The sequence below is a fragment of the Chloroflexota bacterium genome (genome assembly GCA_016197225.1).
Taxonomy (GTDB): Bacteria; Chloroflexota; Anaerolineae; order Anaerolineales; family VGOW01; genus VGOW01.
Genome location: JACPWC010000058.1, coordinates 1 through 20,504 on the forward strand (window position 1 = coordinate 1; position 20,504 = coordinate 20,504).

Annotated in this window: 21 protein-coding genes; 9 read left to right on the forward strand and 12 right to left on the reverse strand. The window is 58.6% G+C overall.

Annotation, left to right across the window (positions count from 1 at the left end):
• From HYZ49_10120 to HYZ49_10175, 12 genes are all read right to left on the reverse strand, one after another.
• Positions 1-202: transposase (locus tag HYZ49_10120; protein ID MBI3242635.1), on the reverse strand; the 202-nt coding region annotated here is incomplete at its 3' end.
• 156 nt (positions 203-358) lie between these two features.
• On the reverse strand, positions 359-784 hold the full coding sequence (locus HYZ49_10125; GenBank protein ID MBI3242636.1) for a hypothetical protein: 426 nt from the start codon (positions 782-784) through the stop codon (positions 359-361).
• Between the two features lie 123 nt (positions 785-907).
• Positions 908-1,783: a hypothetical protein gene (locus HYZ49_10130; GenBank protein MBI3242637.1), complete on the reverse strand. Its 876-nt coding sequence runs from the start codon at positions 1,781-1,783 to the stop codon at positions 908-910.
• Positions 1,784-1,822: 39 nt separating this feature from the next.
• The gene (locus HYZ49_10135) at positions 1,823-2,035 is read right to left on the reverse strand and encodes a hypothetical protein (protein ID MBI3242638.1); all 213 of its coding nucleotides are present in this window, start codon (positions 2,033-2,035) and stop codon (positions 1,823-1,825) included.
• A gap of 87 nt (positions 2,036-2,122) precedes the next feature.
• Positions 2,123-2,578 carry a hypothetical protein gene (locus HYZ49_10140; GenBank protein ID MBI3242639.1) on the reverse strand — a complete coding sequence of 152 codons (456 nt, stop codon included), beginning with the start codon at positions 2,576-2,578 and terminating at the stop codon, positions 2,123-2,125.
• A 55-nt stretch (positions 2,579-2,633) separates the two neighbouring features.
• Positions 2,634-4,337 (reverse strand): hypothetical protein, encoded by a 1,704-nt coding sequence (locus HYZ49_10145; protein MBI3242640.1) that lies wholly within the window; start codon positions 4,335-4,337, stop codon positions 2,634-2,636.
• A complete protein-coding gene (locus tag HYZ49_10150) occupies positions 4,334-5,104 on the reverse strand; it encodes an ABC transporter ATP-binding protein (GenBank protein MBI3242641.1) in 771 nt (256 codons plus the stop codon). Before HYZ49_10150 ends, HYZ49_10145 begins: the two co-directional genes overlap by 4 nt.
• A 290-nt stretch (positions 5,105-5,394) precedes the next feature.
• On the reverse strand, positions 5,395-6,618 hold the full coding sequence (locus HYZ49_10155) for an MFS transporter (protein MBI3242642.1): 1,224 nt from the start codon (positions 6,616-6,618) through the stop codon (positions 5,395-5,397).
• A gap of 389 nt (positions 6,619-7,007) precedes the next feature.
• Positions 7,008-7,901 carry a CPBP family intramembrane metalloprotease gene (locus HYZ49_10160; protein MBI3242643.1) on the reverse strand — a complete coding sequence of 298 codons (894 nt, stop codon included), beginning with the start codon at positions 7,899-7,901 and terminating at the stop codon, positions 7,008-7,010.
• A 56-nt stretch (positions 7,902-7,957) separates the two neighbouring features.
• On the reverse strand, positions 7,958-8,722 hold the full coding sequence (locus HYZ49_10165) for a nucleoside phosphorylase (GenBank protein ID MBI3242644.1): 765 nt from the start codon (positions 8,720-8,722) through the stop codon (positions 7,958-7,960).
• Between the two features lie 93 nt (positions 8,723-8,815).
• A complete protein-coding gene (pdxH, locus tag HYZ49_10170; GenBank protein MBI3242645.1) occupies positions 8,816-9,454 on the reverse strand; it encodes a pyridoxamine 5'-phosphate oxidase in 639 nt (212 codons plus the stop codon).
• The gene (locus tag HYZ49_10175; protein ID MBI3242646.1) at positions 9,441-10,388 is read right to left on the reverse strand and encodes a COX15/CtaA family protein; all 948 of its coding nucleotides are present in this window, start codon (positions 10,386-10,388) and stop codon (positions 9,441-9,443) included. Before HYZ49_10175 ends, pdxH begins: the two co-directional genes overlap by 14 nt.
• 108 nt (positions 10,389-10,496) lie before the next feature.
• Between HYZ49_10175 and HYZ49_10180 the strand changes: the two genes are divergently transcribed.
• From HYZ49_10180 to HYZ49_10220, 9 genes are all read left to right on the forward strand, one after another.
• A complete protein-coding gene (locus tag HYZ49_10180; GenBank protein MBI3242647.1) occupies positions 10,497-11,198 on the forward strand; it encodes a 5'-methylthioadenosine/S-adenosylhomocysteine nucleosidase in 702 nt (233 codons plus the stop codon).
• A gap of 124 nt (positions 11,199-11,322) precedes the next feature.
• Complete coding sequence (gene argF / locus HYZ49_10185) at positions 11,323-12,327, forward strand: ornithine carbamoyltransferase (GenBank protein MBI3242648.1); 1,005 nt, start codon at positions 11,323-11,325, stop codon at positions 12,325-12,327.
• A 39-nt stretch (positions 12,328-12,366) separates the two neighbouring features.
• Positions 12,367-14,715 carry a tetratricopeptide repeat protein gene (locus tag HYZ49_10190; protein ID MBI3242649.1) on the forward strand — a complete coding sequence of 783 codons (2,349 nt, stop codon included), beginning with the start codon at positions 12,367-12,369 and terminating at the stop codon, positions 14,713-14,715.
• Between the two features lie 71 nt (positions 14,716-14,786).
• A complete protein-coding gene (locus HYZ49_10195; GenBank protein MBI3242650.1) occupies positions 14,787-15,620 on the forward strand; it encodes a TIGR00159 family protein in 834 nt (277 codons plus the stop codon).
• Between the two features lie 98 nt (positions 15,621-15,718).
• Positions 15,719-17,062 (forward strand): hypothetical protein, encoded by a 1,344-nt coding sequence (locus HYZ49_10200; protein MBI3242651.1) that lies wholly within the window; start codon positions 15,719-15,721, stop codon positions 17,060-17,062.
• Positions 17,063-17,067: 5 nt separating this feature from the next.
• Complete coding sequence (gene der, locus HYZ49_10205; GenBank protein MBI3242652.1) at positions 17,068-18,447, forward strand: ribosome biogenesis GTPase Der; 1,380 nt, start codon at positions 17,068-17,070, stop codon at positions 18,445-18,447.
• 101 nt (positions 18,448-18,548) lie between these two features.
• Positions 18,549-19,187, forward strand: a complete 639-nt coding sequence (gene lepB / locus HYZ49_10210; protein ID MBI3242653.1) for a signal peptidase I — start codon at positions 18,549-18,551, stop codon at positions 19,185-19,187.
• Between the two features lie 72 nt (positions 19,188-19,259).
• A complete protein-coding gene (gene rpiB, locus HYZ49_10215; GenBank protein ID MBI3242654.1) occupies positions 19,260-19,853 on the forward strand; it encodes a ribose 5-phosphate isomerase B in 594 nt (197 codons plus the stop codon).
• Positions 19,854-19,858: 5 nt separating this feature from the next.
• The gene (locus tag HYZ49_10220; GenBank protein MBI3242655.1) at positions 19,859-20,440 is read left to right on the forward strand and encodes a Uma2 family endonuclease; all 582 of its coding nucleotides are present in this window, start codon (positions 19,859-19,861) and stop codon (positions 20,438-20,440) included.
• Positions 20,441-20,504 lie beyond the last annotated feature (64 nt).

Genomic DNA, 20,504 nt, shown 5'->3' on the forward strand with positions numbered 1-20,504 from the left:
ACACCCCGGCTTCGACCCATTCTTGAAAGCGAAGGTGGGCCGTTGAGCCGGAACAGATCCCCGTCGTGTCCAAGGCCTTCCATTGGCAGCCGGTGCGCAGAACATAGAAAATGCCATTGGCGCATTGGCGATCTGGGACGCGGGGTCGACCGCCGCCAAAGCGATGCCGATTTACATACACGGGAAGTAAGGGGGCCAGCATGGCCCATAACTCGTCGGAGATTTCAAAACCGCCGGTCGTGGGATTGGTCGGCGTCGTGGGGCGTGTTTGTTTCCGGTATTTGGTGGGTGTTTTCGCAGTCTTTGCCATTTGGCAACTGTATCAGTAAAGGGGTCTTTAGGATAGGCTCTAAGTGTTCTAGCCGTCTTTCTTCTTTGCCTCTTTCGGCTGGCTCATTTCTATAAATGGCTTGAGGGCATTCATCATGTCTTTAGCGCCTTGTGGATTAGAGAGCAACTGTTGCATAAATAACATTGCAAACTTCTCGCCTGCATCTTCCTTTTTCGGCAGAACAGTCTCGTTGACAATCGCGGTTACTGTGGAAAGTAGTTTTTCCTGGCTACTCGATGTGACTGTCTCGATTGCGTTGGCTCTCTTGTCAATATCATTTAGAAGGTCTTTTGTTCTGTCGTAGAATTCTCGCATCATGGCCTGGGTATTCTCGAAGTTTTTCTTGCTACGCTCCTCCGAGCGATTCGCTGATGCCATTGCGTAGATCGCCAAGATTATGGAGGCGATGCCAACAAATAACGAAAATATCGAGATTGCGTCCATTAGGGTCATCGGTATGCCTTCCAGAGCTATAGCAATGTGACTATCGAACGCATACTCGCCGTCCGCTACGAGCCGCGGCTAGCCCGCTGTAATTCGCAAAGGGTCTCACGGCACAAAATCGAGCCTTGGCGCTCACGGGAGACTCTCCACTATAAAATTATCAAATCTAGGTGCGAAAAAACCTGCGGTTCCAGTCAATTCGCTGGTTTGAAACCAAAGGCCTACTCGCCCTGAGGTTGAACCAGAAATTGTAGCTGATGATACTTGCCTACCATTGATGTAGGCAAAATAGTTTTCGCCTTGCGCTTCTACAGTGATTTCATTTGATGATATATTCTGGAGGTCAAATCCCGCATCGTTTCCGCTGATTTCTGAGCCGGAATGAATTGCCCAACCACCATTGGAGTCGAGAGTTCCAAAAGCTATGCTTCTTTGACCAGGAAGAATGAGTAATCCAATAGCAGAATTATCCGGTTGATATCGAATGATTATTGCGCCATGGGCAACTGCTCTACATGGGAAATTACACGAGTAAGAACTGAGCGGAGAAAGAGTTACCTTTATTCGCAGGTTACCCCAATAGTAACCATCGAGTATAGCTATATGATTCGTTTGATGGTTATTGAATGCGGAGACAACGGTATACTGACCATTGGCCATTCCGAGGTCACCATATAACACTTTCCAAGCCGAATTGATGCCTTTGTCGAAGTCATCAGTGAAAACAGAGCCAATCGGCTGAATTGAGGGTGTTGATGTGAGTGTAACTATTGGAGTGCGTGTATTAGGGGGAGTGCTGGATGGCGCAGTTACAGTTCTTTGAAGAGATGTTTGCGTAGAAATGCTCTCGGTGGCAGCTTGGGCTAAAACTATGCTGGTTGCTTGGGCCTGACGTTCCCCTGTGATTGCCTGCAGTGCAAACCATCCTGTTATGACGGCTGCGAAAATCGCGGCTATTGAGGTTATCACGGCGGCTATAATAATTGCTCGCGATTCGTTCAGTTTCATAGGTTGTACCTTGTCAAATAAAAGCGGGCTAACTTCACTTCACCCGCCCAAATTGCCAATCTGCTTGATGAGTGAGACAAGCGAAAACCCGATCGTCATCGCATCCTTCGTCGCCAGCTTCGGCTCCTGGCCGGCCTCTTCGATGTTGCGGATGTAGAGGTAGGCCGCCCCGACGCCGGCGATGGCCCCCACGATCCCGCCCACGATCAGAGCCTTCACCCGCCAATCCAATTCAGTGCTTTCTTCTTCCATAGCCCGCCTCCGAATTTGCTTTTAGGTGACTGTCACTGGCTCCGAGCGCCTGGTATCTCGCGGCCTTGTAGCCAGGGACAGTCACCTTTACTTGAACGGGATAAAGCGCCGCACGCTCTGCACGAACTGGTCGAAGCCGGCCACGCCGCCTTTGAACTGCAGAACCGGCTCTTCGACGTAGCGCGTCAGACGTTTGACTTCGCTGGCGGCCAGCACGGCGTAGTCCTGAGCAATCTTGAAATACGGCGGCAGTTTGGGGATGACGTAGCCGACGCCATAAGCCAGCCCGCCGAAGAGGATGAGCAGAGGCAAGACGAATACCATGACCTGCAAAATCACAACTACAAGTGAGATATCGGCCCACACTTCTGTAGCGCCACCATTCGATCCCACTGCCGCCGCCACTGCTAACGCGCATATACCGATGAATAACACAAACGCCAAGCCCATCGGAAAATAGATTTGCCAGAATGCTTCGCGCTTGTGAAGCGCTTCGGTGTGCGGGTTGCGGGGGCGTTCGGCGGGAGGGAGTTGGGCGGTCATCGAAAAAGATTTTACCAGATGTCGCAATAACATGTAGGGCGCGGTCGCCGCGCCCCTACGCCTCACCCACACTGCTCAAACGGCTGAGGCCGAATTGCACCACCAAGCCGCCGATGGCGGAGCTGACGGCAATCGCTCCCAACGGCCCCACGAGCCAGGCGATGATTTCAAAGGCGGGCAGGAAGGCGCGGGCGATGAGGGGTAGGGCCAGCAAGAGTCCGGCGACGAGGCCCAGAATCGTGTTGATGAAGAACGAGAACAACGCGCCCCAACCGGAACTCATCCGCCGGGGATCGTCCCAGGTCAGGTTGGCCCAGGGGACGGCCAGACCGACATCCACGGCCATCATCCCTGAGCCAAGCACCATCATGCCGAGCCAGCCGTAAAGCGCGCCAATAACGCTGAAACCGCGCCAGATCGCCATCCCGATCATCAGGGCCGTGCCGATGGCCGTAAACGGCATCAGCGCCGCCAGAAATTTGCCCGCCAATAATTCCCGGCCGGCGAGGGGCGCGGTCTTGAGCAACCACCACGACTTGCCTTCCATGCTGATGCCGGTGGAAGCGATGCGGTTGAAGATCAGAAAGGTGACGGTTAGCACGCCGGCGGCGGCAAAGGCGTTGGAAAAATTCACGCGCCCCTCGGCAAAATTGTTGGCCTGAGCTACAGCGTTGAAACTGCGCGACCCGCCGCCGCCCAGCAAGTTGATGTAGATCACCGGGAGCAAAAACAGCGGCGCGAGGAACTGGGCGAAGTTGCGCAAGTCTCTGGGGATGACGCGCCAATCTTTAAGAGCCAGGGCGAACGAGGCCGGGGCGCTTCCCAGCAGACCGCTCCGGGCCGCCGCCTTTTCGGCCCTCTGCTTGTTTCTGTTAGCACTGCCACTGCTTTGCATCCGCACCCAGCCGCTGGCGTATAACGTGTCGGCCAGCCACACAATAGCGGCGAAAAGCCCGAAGGTCAACAGCAGAAAGCCGGCCATATTCGCAAACGCCGATCCGATCTCACCCACGCCCGCCGCCGCCAACCCGCGCCCGGCCATCAACGGCGGGATCGGCAAATTGATCAGCGAACGGGTTAGTGTCAACAAGGCTTCGAGATTGAATTGATCGCCGAGGAAGGCAAGGCGAGACCAGGAACGCGAGAGGTTGCTGATGAGGCTACAAGTCACGCCGAAGAGGGCGGCGGCCAGGCCCATCACTTCGCGCACGCGGCGGGCCGGGGCAAAGCGGGCGACGACCATCACCAGCAACGCGCCCAGCCCGGCGGGCAGGAGCGGCGTGGCGAGGACGGCAACAAAGGCCAACAGGTAATACAGCAGGCCGTAACGCAGGCCCAGGCCATAGGTAAACAGGGCCGGCATGGCCGTGGCCATGACCAGCACATAGTAGCCCATCATGCCATCCAGAATTTTGCTCATGAAGACGGCGCGGCGATTGACGGGCGCGCTCATCAACAGTTCGAGGTCGTTACTGAGAAACAGGGCGCTGAGGGCCACGCCGAAACTGCTCGCCAGCGAGAGCAGGGTCACAATGCCGAGGATCAACCCCGGCATCAACGGCTCAAGTTGCAGGCGGGGGAAGCGACGCAGGATCGCCCCGGCCCCGTAGCCGAAACCGGAGGCAAAACTGATCATCACCGCCCCAACCGCCAAAAAGAGAACGACGATCAATATCTGGCGGATCAATTTGCGACTGCGAAAGGTGTTCCACTCGACCTGCAGGCGCAAGGTCAATAACAAAAATGTGTCGGCGATCATGACAGCACTTGCGCGATCTCGGCGTACTCTGCGCCGCCGGTGACACTCAGGAAGATGTCTTCCAACGAACCGTGGCCCTCACTGGCCCGCAGTTCGGCCAGCGTGCCGGAGGCCACAATCTCGCCCTGGTTGATGATGATGACCCGGTCGCACATGCGCTCGGCGATTTCCAGAATATGGGTGGAAAAAAACACGGCGGTTCCCCGGTCGCGCAGTTGGCCGAGCATGTCCTTGATCAAACGCGCCGATTTCGGATCAAGGCCAACGGTCGGCTCGTCGAGGAAGAGCACTTGCGGATCGTGGATCAACGCCCCGGCCAGGGCCATCTTTTGTTGCATGCCGTGACTGTAGCCTTCGATCAGATCGCTGGCCGCGTTCGACAACTCGAATAACTTCAGCAATTCGTTGGCGCGCCGTTCGGCGTGCTCTTTCGGCACACGATAGAGGCGGCTGATGAAACGCAGAAACTCCCAGCCGCTGAGTTTGGCATACAGGTTGGGCGCGTCGGGCACGTAGCCAAATGCGGCTTTGGCCTTGACCGGCTCTTTTTGAATGTCGTGGCCGACGATGGCGGCCTGACCGGCGGTGGGTTTGAGCAGGCCGGTGAGCATTTTGAGTGTGGTGGTCTTGCCCGCGCCGTTGGGGCCGAGAAAGCCGACGATCTCGCCGGGGTGAATGGTCAGGTCAACATGTTTGACTGCTTCGTGTTTGCCATACGTCTTTCTCAATCCCCGCGCTTCAATGGCGGGTTGGCCGTTGTTGATCATGGAAGGAAACTCCTCGACCGAAGTATACCTTTCAAACACAAAGCTCTCCAGCCGCGAAGACGCCGCGGCTGGAGAGGCTAATCAATCTCGTTCGGCGAGGAAATTAGTCACCCCAAACGATGCTGAAACGAACTTTGCTCTTCAGATTCTTCATGGTTCTCACCTCCTTTCTATGATGAATTATCCAGGCCAGTCGAGGAACTGGGGAATCAGTCACCCCAAACGATGCTGAAACGAACTTTGCTCTTCAGATTCTTCATGGTTCTCACCTCCTTTCTATGATGAATTATCTAAGCCAGCCGAGGCTCTGCCGAAGGGTCGGCCTCAGCGGATTGCTTCACGATGCCGCCGCGCCACAATGCCCAGGCGCTCACTCCTGTCACAAACAACCCGGCCACAATGATGACCAGTGGCGCACCCAGCGCCGGTTCCAACGCCCCGCCGGCGATTGTGCCCACCAGCACTGCGCCACGCATCAGCGCGCCAAACGCGGCGAAGACACGGGTTCGCAGTTCGGGCGGAGTGTGAAGTTGCAGGAGGGTGCGCGCCGGGATGAGAAAGAGCATGTTGAGGAGGCCGGTCATAAAGTAAGCGATCAGCACCCAGAAGAAATTGGGCCAGGCGCCGATGGAGGCCTCGAACAGGCCGAAGGCCAGCAGGCTGAAGAAGAACAGTCGCTCGCGCGGAAGCCGGGTCGTGAGCGACGGAACCAGCGCCAACCCGATGACGGCCCCCAACGCGATAGCCGCCTCCATCAAGCCGAACCCGGTTGACCCGACTCTCAGCACCGACACAGCCAGCACAATGCCCAGCACCAGTTCCATCGAGCCAAACATAGCGGCCACGACAAGCGTGCCGATAGTGCGGCGGATGATGGGTTGGCCCACGATATGTCCCATGCCTTCTCGAACGCGCACCCAATACGTGACGCGAGCTGGGGCCGCCGCTTCCAGGCGCGGTAATTTCAGCAGGAGGAGGCCGGAGAGTGCGTAACTGGCGGCGTCAATCCAGAAGGCCGAGGCCGGGCCAACGGCGGCTACCAAAATACCGGCCAACCCAACGAAGGCCACTTCTGCGAAACGTTGTGTGAAGAGCATCAAACTGTTGGCCGAGTCCAATCGGTCTGGCGGAATCAATTCCGGGATCACGGACTGGGCCACCGGGTCGTGCAGAAGACGCAAGGCCTCGAGTGCGATCAGCAAGCCGATCAATGCCGGCAGTGAGCGCAGGCCAACGAGGGGGATCAGGGCTACCAGCGGCGCGCGTAGAAGATCGGAGAGGACGAGCAGGCGGCGGCGTTCCTGGTTCTCGGCCCACGCCGAGAGGATGGGGCTGAGGATCAGGGTGGCGGCCAGTTGCACGCCCAGCATCAGCGAAACCCACAGGGCATCCCGCGTCTGCTGATAGACCAGCACCAGCAGAGCGATGCGGTCAATCTGAGTCCCGATCTGTGAGATCAGTGTGGCGTAAAAGAGGCGCGCAAAGCGCCGATCTTGCAAGGCAGTCCAGAGCATTGTTTCATCTTCTCATCGTAGAGTGCTGGCCGATGTTGTATTCACTATATCGGCGTTGCCGCTCTCACTCCAGACCAAAAGGTATTCACTTTTTGCTCATTTGGGGTTGCATGGTGTTCGACCCGGCCCAAGACGCGCCCGGTAACGCTGGCCCGAGGTCATCGGGAGCGGTTGGAGTGTTGTCCAACTTAGAGCAAATTCCGAGTTGATTTACGGGTTCCAGACTTCCGAAGTCTTCAAGACTTCGGAAGTCTGGACGGACGATGCCGTAAACCAATCTGGAAACCGCTCTAGGTTGGATTATGAGGTTGGATTGAGGTTGGGCAGGAGGGGGTGGAGGCCTTACAGCAGGCCCAGTTCGTGGGCGTGTTTCTCTACAACTTCAAATTCTAATGGCGGCCACGAGTGTAAAAGTAAATCAGCAACGTGCCCAGAGCCATCGCCACCAACACAATCAGCCCGGCCTCGGGACCAAACGCGCCGCCGGTGATAAGCTCCGGCCCGCTGACTGTCGAGCGAATGAGCCGGAACGTATCCAGCCCGCTCACCTGAAACCCGAAGATATTGCCTTCAAAATAATTCCAGCCCAGATGCAGGCCAATGGACATCCACAACTGGCGGGTATACAAGTAGGGCACGGCCAAAAAGACTCCGGCCAGCACCAACAACGCAATCGCCGTCACCGTCACATTCGGGTTCAGGCCGTGCAGGAGTCCGAATAACACGGATGAAACGATCACCCCCCAAACGAGGCCGCGCCCCTCGGCAATGTTTTGCAACCAGTAGCCCCGGCACAACAACTCTTCCGTCCACGCGCCCGCTAGAAAGATCAACAGCCAGACGAACAACTGAATGATGACTGTGAATAACGACTCCGTCGTCCACGCCATCGACTCGACTCGTAACCAACCCAGCGCCCACTCGATCACAAAGATCGCGCCCATAATCAGGCCGGCAATCACAAAGCCGGCGACTGCATCTTTTACCGCGTTGAGACGCGCAAAACCCAGACTCAAAATCGTCCGCCGATCCAAAAACCGGCGCGCTAAAAAGACCGTCACCGTCACCGCCAACACGAAAGCGCCCTGCCCCGTCGCCAGAACCACTATCTCCGGCGCACCCACCAACTGCGCCAACCCCGCCGGAATGCTAAACAGGAATATAGCCACAAACAGCGCCAGCCCATGAATGCCGATCCGCCAGCCGGTGCGCAACCGCCGCTCCTGTGGCTCTAAAAATACCCGCTCGACCAAAGGTCGTTCACTGGATTGAGATATAGTCATCGTCTCCTCGCTTTCTTTCCTCTTCGTGTAACTTCGTGGATCAAAATTAGTCAATCTCACAACCGTAAACACGCCTCAGCCGCCAGCCAGAACAGTTTCTCGCGGATCGAAGTGCGCTTGTCCCAGTGGCGCGAGTCCCACTGTTCGCTGTCCAGGTTATCGCCGCCGTAAAGAATTTGGGCAAAGGTCACGCCCCGAAACTGAGCGACGGCGAAGAAGGCGGCGGCTTCCATCTCAACCGTTAGACAGCCTTCTTCCTTCCGAAGTTTCACCTTGTCTGGCGTTTCGCGGTAAATGGCGTCGGTCGTCCACGTTTTGCCGACGATGTAATCAATGCCGTCCGCTTTCAGCGCCGCTTCAATCGCGACCACACCTTCCGGGCTGACGCTCACTTCGCGGCTCGGCGGCAGGTAGTGATACGACGTCCCTTCGTCGCGCACCGCTGACGTTGGCACCACCAGATGCCCGACGGCAATCTCACGATTGAGGACTCCAGCCCCGCCGCAGGCGATGAACTTCCTGCAACCGAGGGCGATCACTTCGTCCAAAAAAGCCGCCGCCAGCGGCGCGCCCACACCAGGATGAAAGGCCGCCAGCCGCCGCCCGTCCAGGTCAAGTTCGTAGATCGGGTTGTCGCCGATCTCACTTCTTTGGGTCGCTATCACTTTGAGCTTGCCATTCGCTCTCAACGTTTCAAACACATCGGCGAAGAAGCAGACCACGCAACGTTCAGGAATGGCAATCTTGTCGTGGATCAAGTGCGGCTCAAGGATGGCGTTGGGCGAAGGATCAAATTCAAGAATAGGATAAAGAGCTTGCATAGGTCAAATGATTCACCACCAAGGCACAAAGACTCGAAGCTTCACCAAGATACCTTTGTGTTCCTTCGTGCCGTCGTGTCTTTGTGGTGAAGTTTATGGCGACAATCTCTCAATCAACCAACGGTTATCACTGTGTCTTGTGTAACGCAAGCGGTCGTGTAAACGATCGGGGCGGCCCTGCCAAAATTCGATGGTTCGAGGCGAGAGGCGGTAGCCCCCCCAAAACGGCGGCAGAGGAATCTCGTGATCCTGATATTCAACCGTCAACGCTTTCAATCGTTCTTCCAACATTTCGCGATCCGAAATCACCTGGCTTTGACGCGACGCCCACGCGCCGAGGCGGCTACCTTCTGGCCGGCTCTTGAAGTACGACACGGATTCTTCGAGCGACACTTTGCTCACCGGGCCGGCCATCCGCACCTGCCGCTCCAGTTCGGCCCAATAAAACACCAGCGCCGCGTTCGGGTTCTCGGCCAGTTCGCGGCCCTTCTGGCTTTCGTAGTTGGTGAAGAAGACGAAGCCGCTCTCGTCGAAGCCTTTGAGCAGAACCATGCGGGCCGAGGGGAGGCCGTCTTTGGTGGCCGTCGCCAACGTCATGGCGTTTGGTTCGGTGAGGTTGGCCGCCACCGCCTGCTGAAACCATTTGCCAAATTGGGTGAAAGGGTTGGGAGCGAGATCGCTCTCGTTCAACCCGTCAAAGCTGTAGGTCTTGCGAAGATCAGAGGTGAGCATAATCCGCCGCCATTCCAAACGGTTCATCCTGCGGCGCGCGCGCCAGAACTCCGGCAACCATCAGCACCAGCAAAATCCAAACCGTGTCTGCCAACAATAAGTGAACAATCTGCATCCATACCGGCGCGAGCAGGAAGACGTTAATCAGGCCGGCGGCCCACTGAGCCACGACCATCCCGATTAGAGCCATTGCCAGCCGTTTCACTTTCCGATCATGGCTGGTGAAACCGTACAGGCTGGCGACGACTATCAGGTGCAACCCGACAGCAATGGCAATAAAAGGGTGATAGGTTCGCAGACGAAGGAAGAGATGGGCGCTGGCAGAAAAATCCTGGGCCAGCCCGGCGAAGAGCGAGGTAGAAGGAAAGAGCGTGTCGCCCAGCGCGGCAATCGCGCCGCTCACGCCGAGCGCCAGCATCGAGAGCACGCCAACCGCCAACGGCAAAACGGCAGTGTCGCTGAATTCCACCGGTTTGCCGCCCGAGGCCCACCAGGCCGTGAGAGTGATGGCGGCCAATAGCATGAAGGTGTTGACGAGATGCAGTGAAATGGAAATGGCGCGAGCAGCCGAGTCGTCATTTGCCACCAGACCGAAGAGCACCAATCCGGCGCCAAGCAGGGCTTCGACGATGATCAGCGCCAGCGAGGCCCCCGCCCCTTTTCGGACAATGTGCTTTTTGGGATAAGCCCGAAACGCCCAGACCGTCAGACCGACGACTGCGGCCAGGGCCAGCCCGCTTGAGAGGCGGTGCGAGAACTCGATCAGGGTTTTGGTGGTAGGCGCAAGCGGAATGATGACGCCGTTGCAGGTGGGCCAATGGCCGCCGCACCCGGCCCCCGAGCCGGTGGCCCGCACGTAAGCGCCCCACAAGATGACGGCGACGTTATAGGCCAGCACGCCCCAAGCATAGTTGGCAAAGCGGTTTAACTTCATGTCCTGCTCTTACTCCTTCCGAAGGTACGCATTGGTTCAATCGTTTTACCACGAAGGCGCGATGACTCGAAGTAACACAAAGAAAATACAGTGATAGAATTTTACCGTATGCCAGACTTTCGGATCGTGATCCTTATTTCAGCCGACGTGGAGTGGCAAGCCGTCTCCAAATGTTTCGCCGACGCCAAGCGGGAGGTCTCGCCGTTTGGCGAATGGTTCAGCGTTGAACTGCCAGTCGGCGGCCAGACCGAGCGAGTCATCTTCTTTCACGGCGGCTGGGGCAAGATCGCGGCGGCGGCTTCGACTCAGTATGTGATTGATCGCTGGAGGCCCGAAGTGGTGATCAATCTTGGCACATGCGGCGGCTTTGCGGGTGAAGTGGAAGCGGGCGCGATCCTGCTGGTGGAACGGACGGTCGTTTACGACATCATTGATCAGATGGGCGACCCTGCCGAAGCAATTGCCTTTTACGCCAGCGACCTTGATCTGTCGTGGTTGCGCGAGCCGTTTCCCATGCCGGTTCGCCGCGTCCCAATTGTGTCCGCAGACCGGGACTTGATCGCCGCCGAGATTCCGCGCCTCAAAGCCGAGTATGGTGCCATTGCCGGAGATTGGGAGTCGGGGGCGATTGCGTTCGTGGCAAAGCGCAACGGCGTTCACTGTTTGATTCTGCGCGGCGTGACGGATTTGGTGAGCGAGCAGAGCGGCGAGGCTTACGGCAACTTTGGGCTGTTTGCCGAGCGCGCGGAAGCGATGATGCGGCGGTTGGTTGAGGGGTTGGCAGGGTGGGTTAAGCGGGCGCAGTTTTGAGGCAACGGATTTGGCAAATTCGACGGATCACAATCCGTTCTATTCGTCAAATCCGTTGTCCCCCGGTTGTCATCCTCCCCATCCTTTGCTATACTGCGGTTACATCACAACCGGAGCCTCTCCCGTGCGCCATTTTCTTGCCATCGCCGACCTCAGCAAAACCGAAATCGAAAACCTGCTTGACCTTACGCTCAAGCTGAAGAAGGAACGCGCCAAAGGCGGCAACAAGCCAGTGCTGGCCGGCAAGACGCTGGGCATGGTCTTTCAAAAGCCCTCGCTCCGCACTCGCGTCTCGTTTGAAATGGCAATGCACCACCTCGGCGGTCAGGCCATGTACCTCTCGCCGGCCGAGATCGGCCTGGGCCAGCGCGAGTCGGTGCCCGACGTGGCCCGGGTGCTGGCCGGTTACGTGGACGCTATCATGGCCCGCGTCTTCGATCACCAGCACATTTTGACTCTGGCCGAGTATTCCAAAGTCCCGGTGATCAACGGCCTCTCGGATCACAACCACCCCTGCCAGGCGCTGGCCGACGTGCTGACCATTCTCGAACACAAGAAGCGACTCGACGGGTTGACCGTCGCCTACGTGGGCGACGGCAACAACGTCGCCGCCTCGCTGGCTCACGCCTGCGCCAGGCTCGGCATGAATTTCCGCATTGCCACCCCGGCAGATTACGAACTGTCAACCCCGGCGGCCATCAAAGCGCGCGAATTTGCAACCCAGAGCGGAAGCCAGATTTTTGAGACGGTTGACCCTTACGAAGCCGCGCGCGACGCCGACGTGATCTACACCGACACCTGGACGAGCATGGGCCAGGAAGCCGAGACCGAAAAGCGCAAAGCCGTCTTCCCGCCTTACCAGGTGAATGCCGCCCTGTTGAGCAAAGCCAAACCGGATGCCATCGTCATGCACTGCCTGCCGGCGCACCGCGGCCAGGAAATCACCGACGAGGTGGCCGACGGCCCCAACAGCGTCATCTTCCCGCAAGCCGAAAATCGGATGCACGCGCAGAAAGCCATTCTGGTTACGTTGCTCGGCGAGCAAGGCAAAAAGCCAAAGGCTACACTCAAGAAAGCGGTCAAACCGCGCAAGGCGGCCAAACCGAAGAAGTCGGCAAAGAAGAAATAATCACCGCTCACTGTTTACTGTTCACTCATCACTTAATTTATGGCCGGTCGTCGCGATATCTTTGAGAAAGCAGTCAACGAAGGCAACTCCGCCGCCTGGGATCAGCAGTGGGAGCAGGCCGTTGCCGCCTACCGCGCCGCGCTGGGAGAATTCCCCGACGACACGGGCGTGCTCTCCAACCTGGGCCTGGCCCTGCTGGCCATGAACAAGCCGGACGAGGCGCTGATCGTTTACCAGCACACGGCGCGCCTCAGCCCCGGCGACTCGGTCGCTATTGAGAAGTCGGCGGAGATTTTGGAACAGCTTGGCCGGGCCAGCGAAGCGGCCCTGGCATACCTGGCTGTGGCCGAGATTCACGCCGCCCGTCGCGACGCAGTGAAGGCCATTGAGAACTGGAGCCGGGCCGCCGAGATGGCCCCCGATAACCTGCAAGCGCATTTGCGGCTGGCTACGGCTTACGACCGCACCAACCGCCCGGCTGAAGCCATTGCCGAGTACCTCACCGTTGCCCGGCTGGTGCAACAACAGGGTGACGGACAAAAAGCGCTGCAGGCCGCGCAACGCGCCGTGCAAATTGACCCGCGCAACAACGAAGCCATGCAGGCCGTGGAAATGATTCAGCGCGGGGTGGCCCTGCCCGCGCCGCAACGCAAACGCGGCGGCACCGGCCCGCTTCGCAAACGCCCCTTCGCCGACTTTGCCAAAGAGGCGGCTACGTCGGGCGAGGCGCACAAGCCGGAGAAGAAGTCGAACCCGATGGTCGCCGCGCGTGACGCGGCTATGAGCAAGCTGGCCTCTCTGCTATTCGACATTGGCGACGACGAATCTGAGACAACCCGGCAGGGACAGGGCGGTCTCTTCAAAAAAGCCATCACCGATCCGTTCAAGAACGCGCGCGACAACAAAGCCCAAATCATCACTTACGTCACTCAAGCTATTGACGTGCAAACCAAAGGCGACCTCAACGCGGCGGCGGCTTTTTACGAAAAGGCGCTTCGGGCCGGCATGGAACATGGCGCTCTCAATTACACTTTAGCCGCCGCCTACTTTGATCTCGAACGCTACACCGACGCCATCAAGCAGTTTCAACCGGCCACCAATCATCTTGAGTACGCCGCCGGGGCGCACTTTGGCCTCGGCCTGTGTTATGGCCGCGACGGCGAAATGGCGGACGCAGTCAGTCACCTGCTCGACTGCTTGCGGCTGGTAGACATGGGAACTGTCCAGCCCCGCCAGGCCGACAGCCTGAGCGGGCTGTACGAAAACTTCCAGGAAAGCCTGGAACGCAGTAACCAGTCGGAAGAAGAATTGACGAAGATCGGCGAAAACCTGATCGCTTTCCTCTCCGGCCCCGACTGGCAGAACCGGGTGGGACAGGCCCGCCAGCGGTTGAACTCGCAACAAGACGCGGACGCAGGCATGCTTGCGCCGCTGGCCGAGATGCTCTACATCCCCGGCGCTGAGCACGTGATGGAAGTGATGAACGCCATTGAGAAGTATATGTCCAGGAAATGGCTGGACACGGCCATGAACGAGGCCCACCGGGGCGTGGAACTCTCGCCCACTTACCTGCCCATCCATCTCAAGATCGCCGAAATTCTGGTGGCCCAGAATAAAACCGAAGCCGCCATTGCCAAGTACAACGTCATCGCCGAACTCTACCGCGTGCGCGGCGAGTCGCTCCGCGCCGGAAAAATGTATGAGCAGATGGTGCGTCTGGCCCCAATGGATCTCGACATTCGCGCCAAACTGATTGACTTGCTCATGGCTCAGGGCCGCATCGAAGACGCCGTGCGCCAGCACCTGGATATGGCCGTGGCCCACCAGGACCTGGCCGACCTGGAAAAGGCCCGCCAGACTTACGCCGAAGCCCTGCGGCTGGCGCAAAGCCCCGGCGTCGATCGTTCGCTGGCTTCACAAGCCCTGCATTGCATGGGCGACATTGATATTCAGCGCCTCGACTGGCGGCAAGCCCTGCGAACCTACGAGCAGATCAAAGTCGCGGATCCAAACGACAGCCAGGCCCGCGCCACCCTGATCGATCTTCACTTCCGGCTCGGCCAGGCCCGGCAGGCGCTGGTGGAAACCGACGACTGGATCAAGCAACTAATCGCCTCTGGCAACATCGCCGGAGCCGCCGCCTTCATCGAAAGCCTGGTGGACAGCCGGACCGACGATATTGGCTTGCGCTCGCGCCTGGTGCGGCTCTACCAGCAAACGGGCCGCAAAGCCGACGCTATTGCCCAACTCGAGACCATCGGCGACTTGCAAATACAAGCCGGGCGCAAGGCTGACGCCGCCCAGACCATTCAAGCCATCCTGGCCCTGGGGCCAGACGACCCGGCAAGCTACCAACAACTGCTGGCTGAACTGCAAGCATCAGGCTAAATGACGAAAGACGTTTAGTCGTTCGTCATCCGTCAAATGTCTTGACCGAATTTCTCACCGAACTCGCCTTCATCTTCCAACGACTCGACTGGCTCGGCGTCGTTGATATTCTGCTAGTTACCGTCGTCTTCTTTAGCATATTTGTGGTGATGCGCGGCACGCAGGCTGTCGTGCTCCTGCGCGGCGTGATTCTGCTGGTGGTGGCCGTCGCCCTGCTGGGCGGCTTCTTTCGCCTGCGCGCCTTCACCTGGTTACTGCGCAGCACCCTGCCCGCCCTGCTCCTGGCCATCCCCGTCATCTTCCAGCCGGAAATCCGGCGCGCCCTGGAACGGCTGGGCCGGGCCAGCGTCTTCCTGAACTTCGGCGAAAAAGAAACGCACGGCCAGCCCGTCATCGAAGCCATTTGCACCACCTGCCAGCGCCTCTCCGAAAAACGCTACGGCGCCCTCATCGTCATCGAACGCGAAGTGGGCTTGCGCGAATATATTGACACCGGCGTCAAGATGGACGCCGTTGTGTCCTCCGAATTGCTGGTGCAAATCTTCTTCAAAGACACACCCTTGCACGACGGCGCGGTGATTTTGCAAAACGGGCGCATCGTCAGCGCCGCCTGCGTCCTGCCGCTTTCAACCGAAACCAACCTGACGCAACAGCAATTCGGCCTGCGCCATCGCGCCGCCCTCGGCATCAGCGAAGTGTCGGATGCTGTGGCCGTCATCGTCTCCGAGCAGACCGGCACCATTTCGGTGACTCACAATGGTAAAATGATCAGGCGATTGGATGCCGCCCGCCTGCAAAACATTCTGACCGCCTTCCATCGTCCCCAGAGCCAGAGCGTCTGGCGCTGGTTGAGACGGGCTGAGTCTCAAAAAGAGTCGGCCAAAAAATCCTCCGAAGCAGGATAGCGGGCAGACACGAAGTGTCTCTTTAAGACATTTCGTGCCTGCCTGGAAAGTATAGGCAAAAGGGGCGACCGGTGGGTCGCCCTTTCTTTTGAAACGACATGCTCCGCTGGTTAATTCGCAACATCCCAACTTTTATCTTGTCGTTGGCCCTGGCCTTCACGATCTGGATCGTGGCCCTCAATGAGGAAGACCCGTTTGAAGAAAAAGTTTTCCCGGAACCGCTGGCCGTCACCGTGACCAACCTGCCGGAGAATATGGTGCTGGTTGGCAACCCGCTCCCGACGATTGATGTCAGCATTCGCGCCCCGCAATCGGTGTGGGCCGCCCTCACGCCCGATCAACTCAGCGTCACCCTGGATCTCGGCGAAGCCCAAAGCGGCACGTTCGTCCTGCCGCTAAACGCCGTGATAATAGATGAGCGCAATGCCCGCATCACCGCCCTCACCCCGGCCCAGGTGCAAGTCTCCATCGAGAATGTCGTCAACCGGTCGGTGCCGGTGCGGCTCGAAGTTAGCGGGCAACCCGCTACCGGCTACCAGGCCGATGAGGGCGTGGCCGCGCCCGCTCAAGGCTCGATCTCCGGCCCGGCCTCGCTAGCCGACTCGGTGAGCGAACTGGTGGCTCGCGTGGATTTGGACAACACCAAAGAGTCAATTGCCGGCGTCGCCCCGCTCGCGCCGCAGAACGCCTCCGGCCAGGTTGTGTCCGGGGTGACGGTCAACCCGGCCACGGCCACAGTCAGCGTGCCAATCAAACAACTCGGCGGCTTCCGTGACGTGGCGGTGAAAGCGGTGGTGGTGGGGCAGGTGTCCAGCGGCTACCGCCTCACCAACTACGTCGTCTCTCCGCTCGTAGTCACCGTCTTCTCGTCCGACCCAGCCCTGGTAGCGAACATGCCGGGCTTTGTGGAAACCGAGCCGCTCGACATCAGCGACGCCAATGACGACAAGGAAGCCCGTCTCAGCCTCAGGCTCCCCGAAGGCGTGTCGTTGGTCAGCCCGCAGACGACGGTGTTGGTGCAGGCAAGCATTGACCCCATTGTAACCAGCACCACTATCGAACGTGAGCTTGAAATTCAAGGCCTGGGGCAGGGCTTGAGCGCCGCCGTCCCGCCAACAACCGTAGTCGTGATCCTTACCGGCCCGGTATCCACTCTCGACGCCCTGACACCCGAAGAGGTGCACGTGGTGGTCAACCTGCTCAACTTGCCGCCCGGCGTGCATCAAGTGTCGCCCGAAGTCGTGGACTTGCCTGAGCGCGTCACCGCGAAAACCATCTCGCCCGCCACCATCGAAGTGCTAATCACCAGCCCCGGCACGCCGACTCAGACTCCAACGCACGCGCCGATCCCAACCAACACTCGCCCGCCGACATTGGCCCCTACCCGGACTCCGGCCCCAACCTTGACTCCGACCGAGACCGCCACTGCGACGCCTTCCTAAACCTTATGCGAAAACCTCTCGTTGCCCTTGTGGGCCGGCCCAACGTGGGCAAATCAACTCTCTTCAATCGCCTCATCGGCGAACGCCTGGCAGTGGTAGACGACACGCCCGGCACCACCCGCGACCGCCAATTTGCCGAAGCCGAATGGAACGGCCTGCGCTTTGACGTGGTGGACACCGGCGGCATCGAGGTGCTGGGCCGCGACCCGTCGGCCAAACCGCTCTCGGTAGACTCGGCGGACTTCATCCCTCAGATTCGCGAGCAGGCTATACTCGCCATCACCGAAGCCGATGTCGTCGTTTTTGTGAACGACATTCTCACCGGGGTCACCGCCGCCGACTTGGAAGTGGCCGCGATCTTGCGCCGTCACCAGAAGAACGTGAACGGCGTTCCGCGCCCGCCCATCATTCTGGCCGTCAACAAGGCCGACAACGTCAAGCGGCTCGATGAGGTTTACAACTTCTACGAGCTGGGCATGGGCGAGCCGATTGGCATCTCGGGGTTGAACGGGTTGAACACCGGCGACCTGCTCGACGAGATCGTGGCGGCCCTGCCGAAGCCGGAAGCGGTTGAAGAGGACGACTCGGTGAAGATCGCCATCGTCGGTCGCCCCAACGTCGGCAAGAGTAGCCTGCTTAACAAACTGCTCGGCGAAGAGCGCGTCATCGTCTCTCCGATTCCGGGCACGACGCGAGACGCCATTGATACCCGGCTGGAGTTGGAAGGGGTGGCCGTCACCCTGATTGACACCGCCGGGATTCGGCGGCGTGGCCGCATTGAGGTGGGCGTAGAGAAATACAGCGTTCTGCGAACCTACAAGGCGCTCGACCGGGCCGACGTGGCCCTGTTGTTGCTGGATGCGCAGGAAGGCATCGCGGCTCAAGACGCGCATATCGCCGGCATGGTGCTGGAAAAAAACCGGAGCGTGGTCGTCGTCGTCAACAAGTGGGACGCGATTGAGAAAGACACTCACACCATGAACGCCTTTAGCGAAAAGGTGCGCGACCAATTGCACTTTTTGGATTACGTGCCCGTGCTCTTCATCTCGGCCAAGACCGGCCAGCGCGTTGAGCAAGTTTTGCCGACGGCCCTAAGTGTCCAAGAAGAGCGCCTGGTCCGCATTCCGACTTCGGAACTCAATCGCATCGTGCGCGACGCAGTGAGCAAGCACGCCGCGCCCTCCCGCACAGGCCGCCGCCTGAAGATTTACTACGCCACCCAGGTGGACACCGACCCGCCGACATTTTTGTTCCACGTCAACGATCCCAAACTGGTTCACTTTACTTACCGCCGCTTCCTGGAGAATCAGATTCGGGAAACGTATGGCTTTCTCGGCACGCCGCTCAGGCTGAGCTTCCGGGCCAGCGGCGAATCGGAGATATAATCTCCCCTATCTTGTGGAGCGATTTGACAAATCGCTCTACGTTCAGGAGCTTTTCAGCAGGCGATTTGACAAATCGCCCTACATTCAGGAGCTTTTCAGCAGTGGAAATTCCAGAAACACCGGCGCAAGAGGCGCAACCACAGGAAACACATACTACGAGCGTCGGCCACCGGGCCAAGTCGCTCTTGCGCGAAATCATCGAGACGATCCTGCTCACAGTCGTCATCTTCGTCACCGTCAATGCCATCACCGGTCGCTTCAAAATTTTCGGCGGCAGTATGGATGACACTTTCAGGAGCGGGCAGTACATCATCGTCAACCGGCTCGCTTACAAGTTTGGCGCGCCCGAACGCGGCGATGTCATCGTCTTTGTGCCGCCGGGCACGCCGGCCAGCACGCCCGTTGAGCGCATTCTGGGCCTGCCCGGCGAGACCGATTACATCAAACGCATCGTGGGCGTGCCGGGCGACACGGTTGCCATCCTCGGCGGCCAGTTGAGCATCAACAACCAGGTTTACGAAGAGCCTTATATCAAGGAACCGATGCGGTCGTTCGGCGATCAGGTTTGGGTGCTGGGGCCGGACGAATACTTTGCCCTGGGCGACAATCGCAACGCTTCCAAAGATTCGCGTGATCCCAGCGTGGGACCGATCAGCGCCGAAAGCATCGTGGGCCGGGTGTGGGCCGTCTACTGGCCGTTTTCCGACTGGCGGCTGGTGGTGCATTATCGGTACAAGTGAGTGAAACCGCAGCTTACACTGATTTCACCGATTGTTTTTTGCAAATCCGTGAAATCAGTGGTTCCAAATTCAATGACATTGCCTCTGGACTCTGAACTTCGCGCGATTGTCGAACGGGTTGTGCGGCGGACGTTAGGGGAGTTGTCCCCATCTCTAACCCCTTCCCCCTCCCTTGCTGGTGTTCTCCCAGCGGGGGAGGGCCGGGGTGGGGGCCAAAGCGTAGCCATCGCCGCCGACCACGGCGGCTACCCCCTCAAAGAAACGCTCAAGGCGCATCTGGCCTCGCTCGGCTACAACGTCATTGATTGCGGCACGAACTCGACCGAGGCGGTGGACTACCCTGATTTTGCTTATGCCGTCGCCCGGCTGGTGAGCGAGGGCAAGGCCTGGCGGGGCATCGTGGTGGACGGGGCGGGCATTGGCAGTGCGATGGCGGCCAACAAAGTGCCGGGCGCGCGGGCCGCGTTGTGTTACGATCACGCCACCGCCGTCAACAGCCGCGAGCACAACGACGCCAACGTGCTGACGCTGGGCGCGGGCCTCATCGGCCCCAACTTAGCCAAGCAGATTGCCGAGACATGGCTGAAGACCGAGTTTGGCGGCGGGCGGCATGCCAAGCGGGTGGATAAGATTGTGGAGATCGAGCGGCGATTTTTGAAAGGGTGATAACGATGATCTCAAATCGCATTGCACCTCAATCCGTGAAACAAGACGACGAGCGCTGGACTTACGAGCGCTACTTGCGCGAGACCGCAGAAGGTGAATATTTCGCAGTCATTGGAGGGCAACAGCTTATGGCTCCCAGCCCCAATCGTTTGCATCAAGTTGTGCTGATCAATCTAGCCAGCCGTCTCAAAGAATTTGCCAGGCAAAATCAACTCGGCATAGTGATGATTGCGCCATTCGACGTGTATTTTTCGGAAGATGAATTTGTCCAGCCCGACATACTCCTGGTGCTCAAAGAACACGCCGAACGCCTGACTGACAACGGGGTCATGGGCGCGCCCGATCTCGTCGTAGAAATCGTCTCGCCGGGAAGCGTTCGCGCTGATCGGGTGACAAAACGCCTTTTGTATGCCAGGCACGGCGTGCCGGAATATTGGGTGATCAGCCCGACAGAATATGCAATTGAAGTCCTGTCGCTGAAAGAGGGGCAATATGAGTCGGTTGGACTCTATGAAAACGAAGAACTGCTCGCCTCGCCTTCGCTGTCGGGATTTTCGATCAAAGTTAATACGCTCTTCGAGGAATAGGTTAGCCCGGATATGACAATTGACTCCCACGCTGTCGAGCGCATTGTCGAGAGTGTTACCCGCC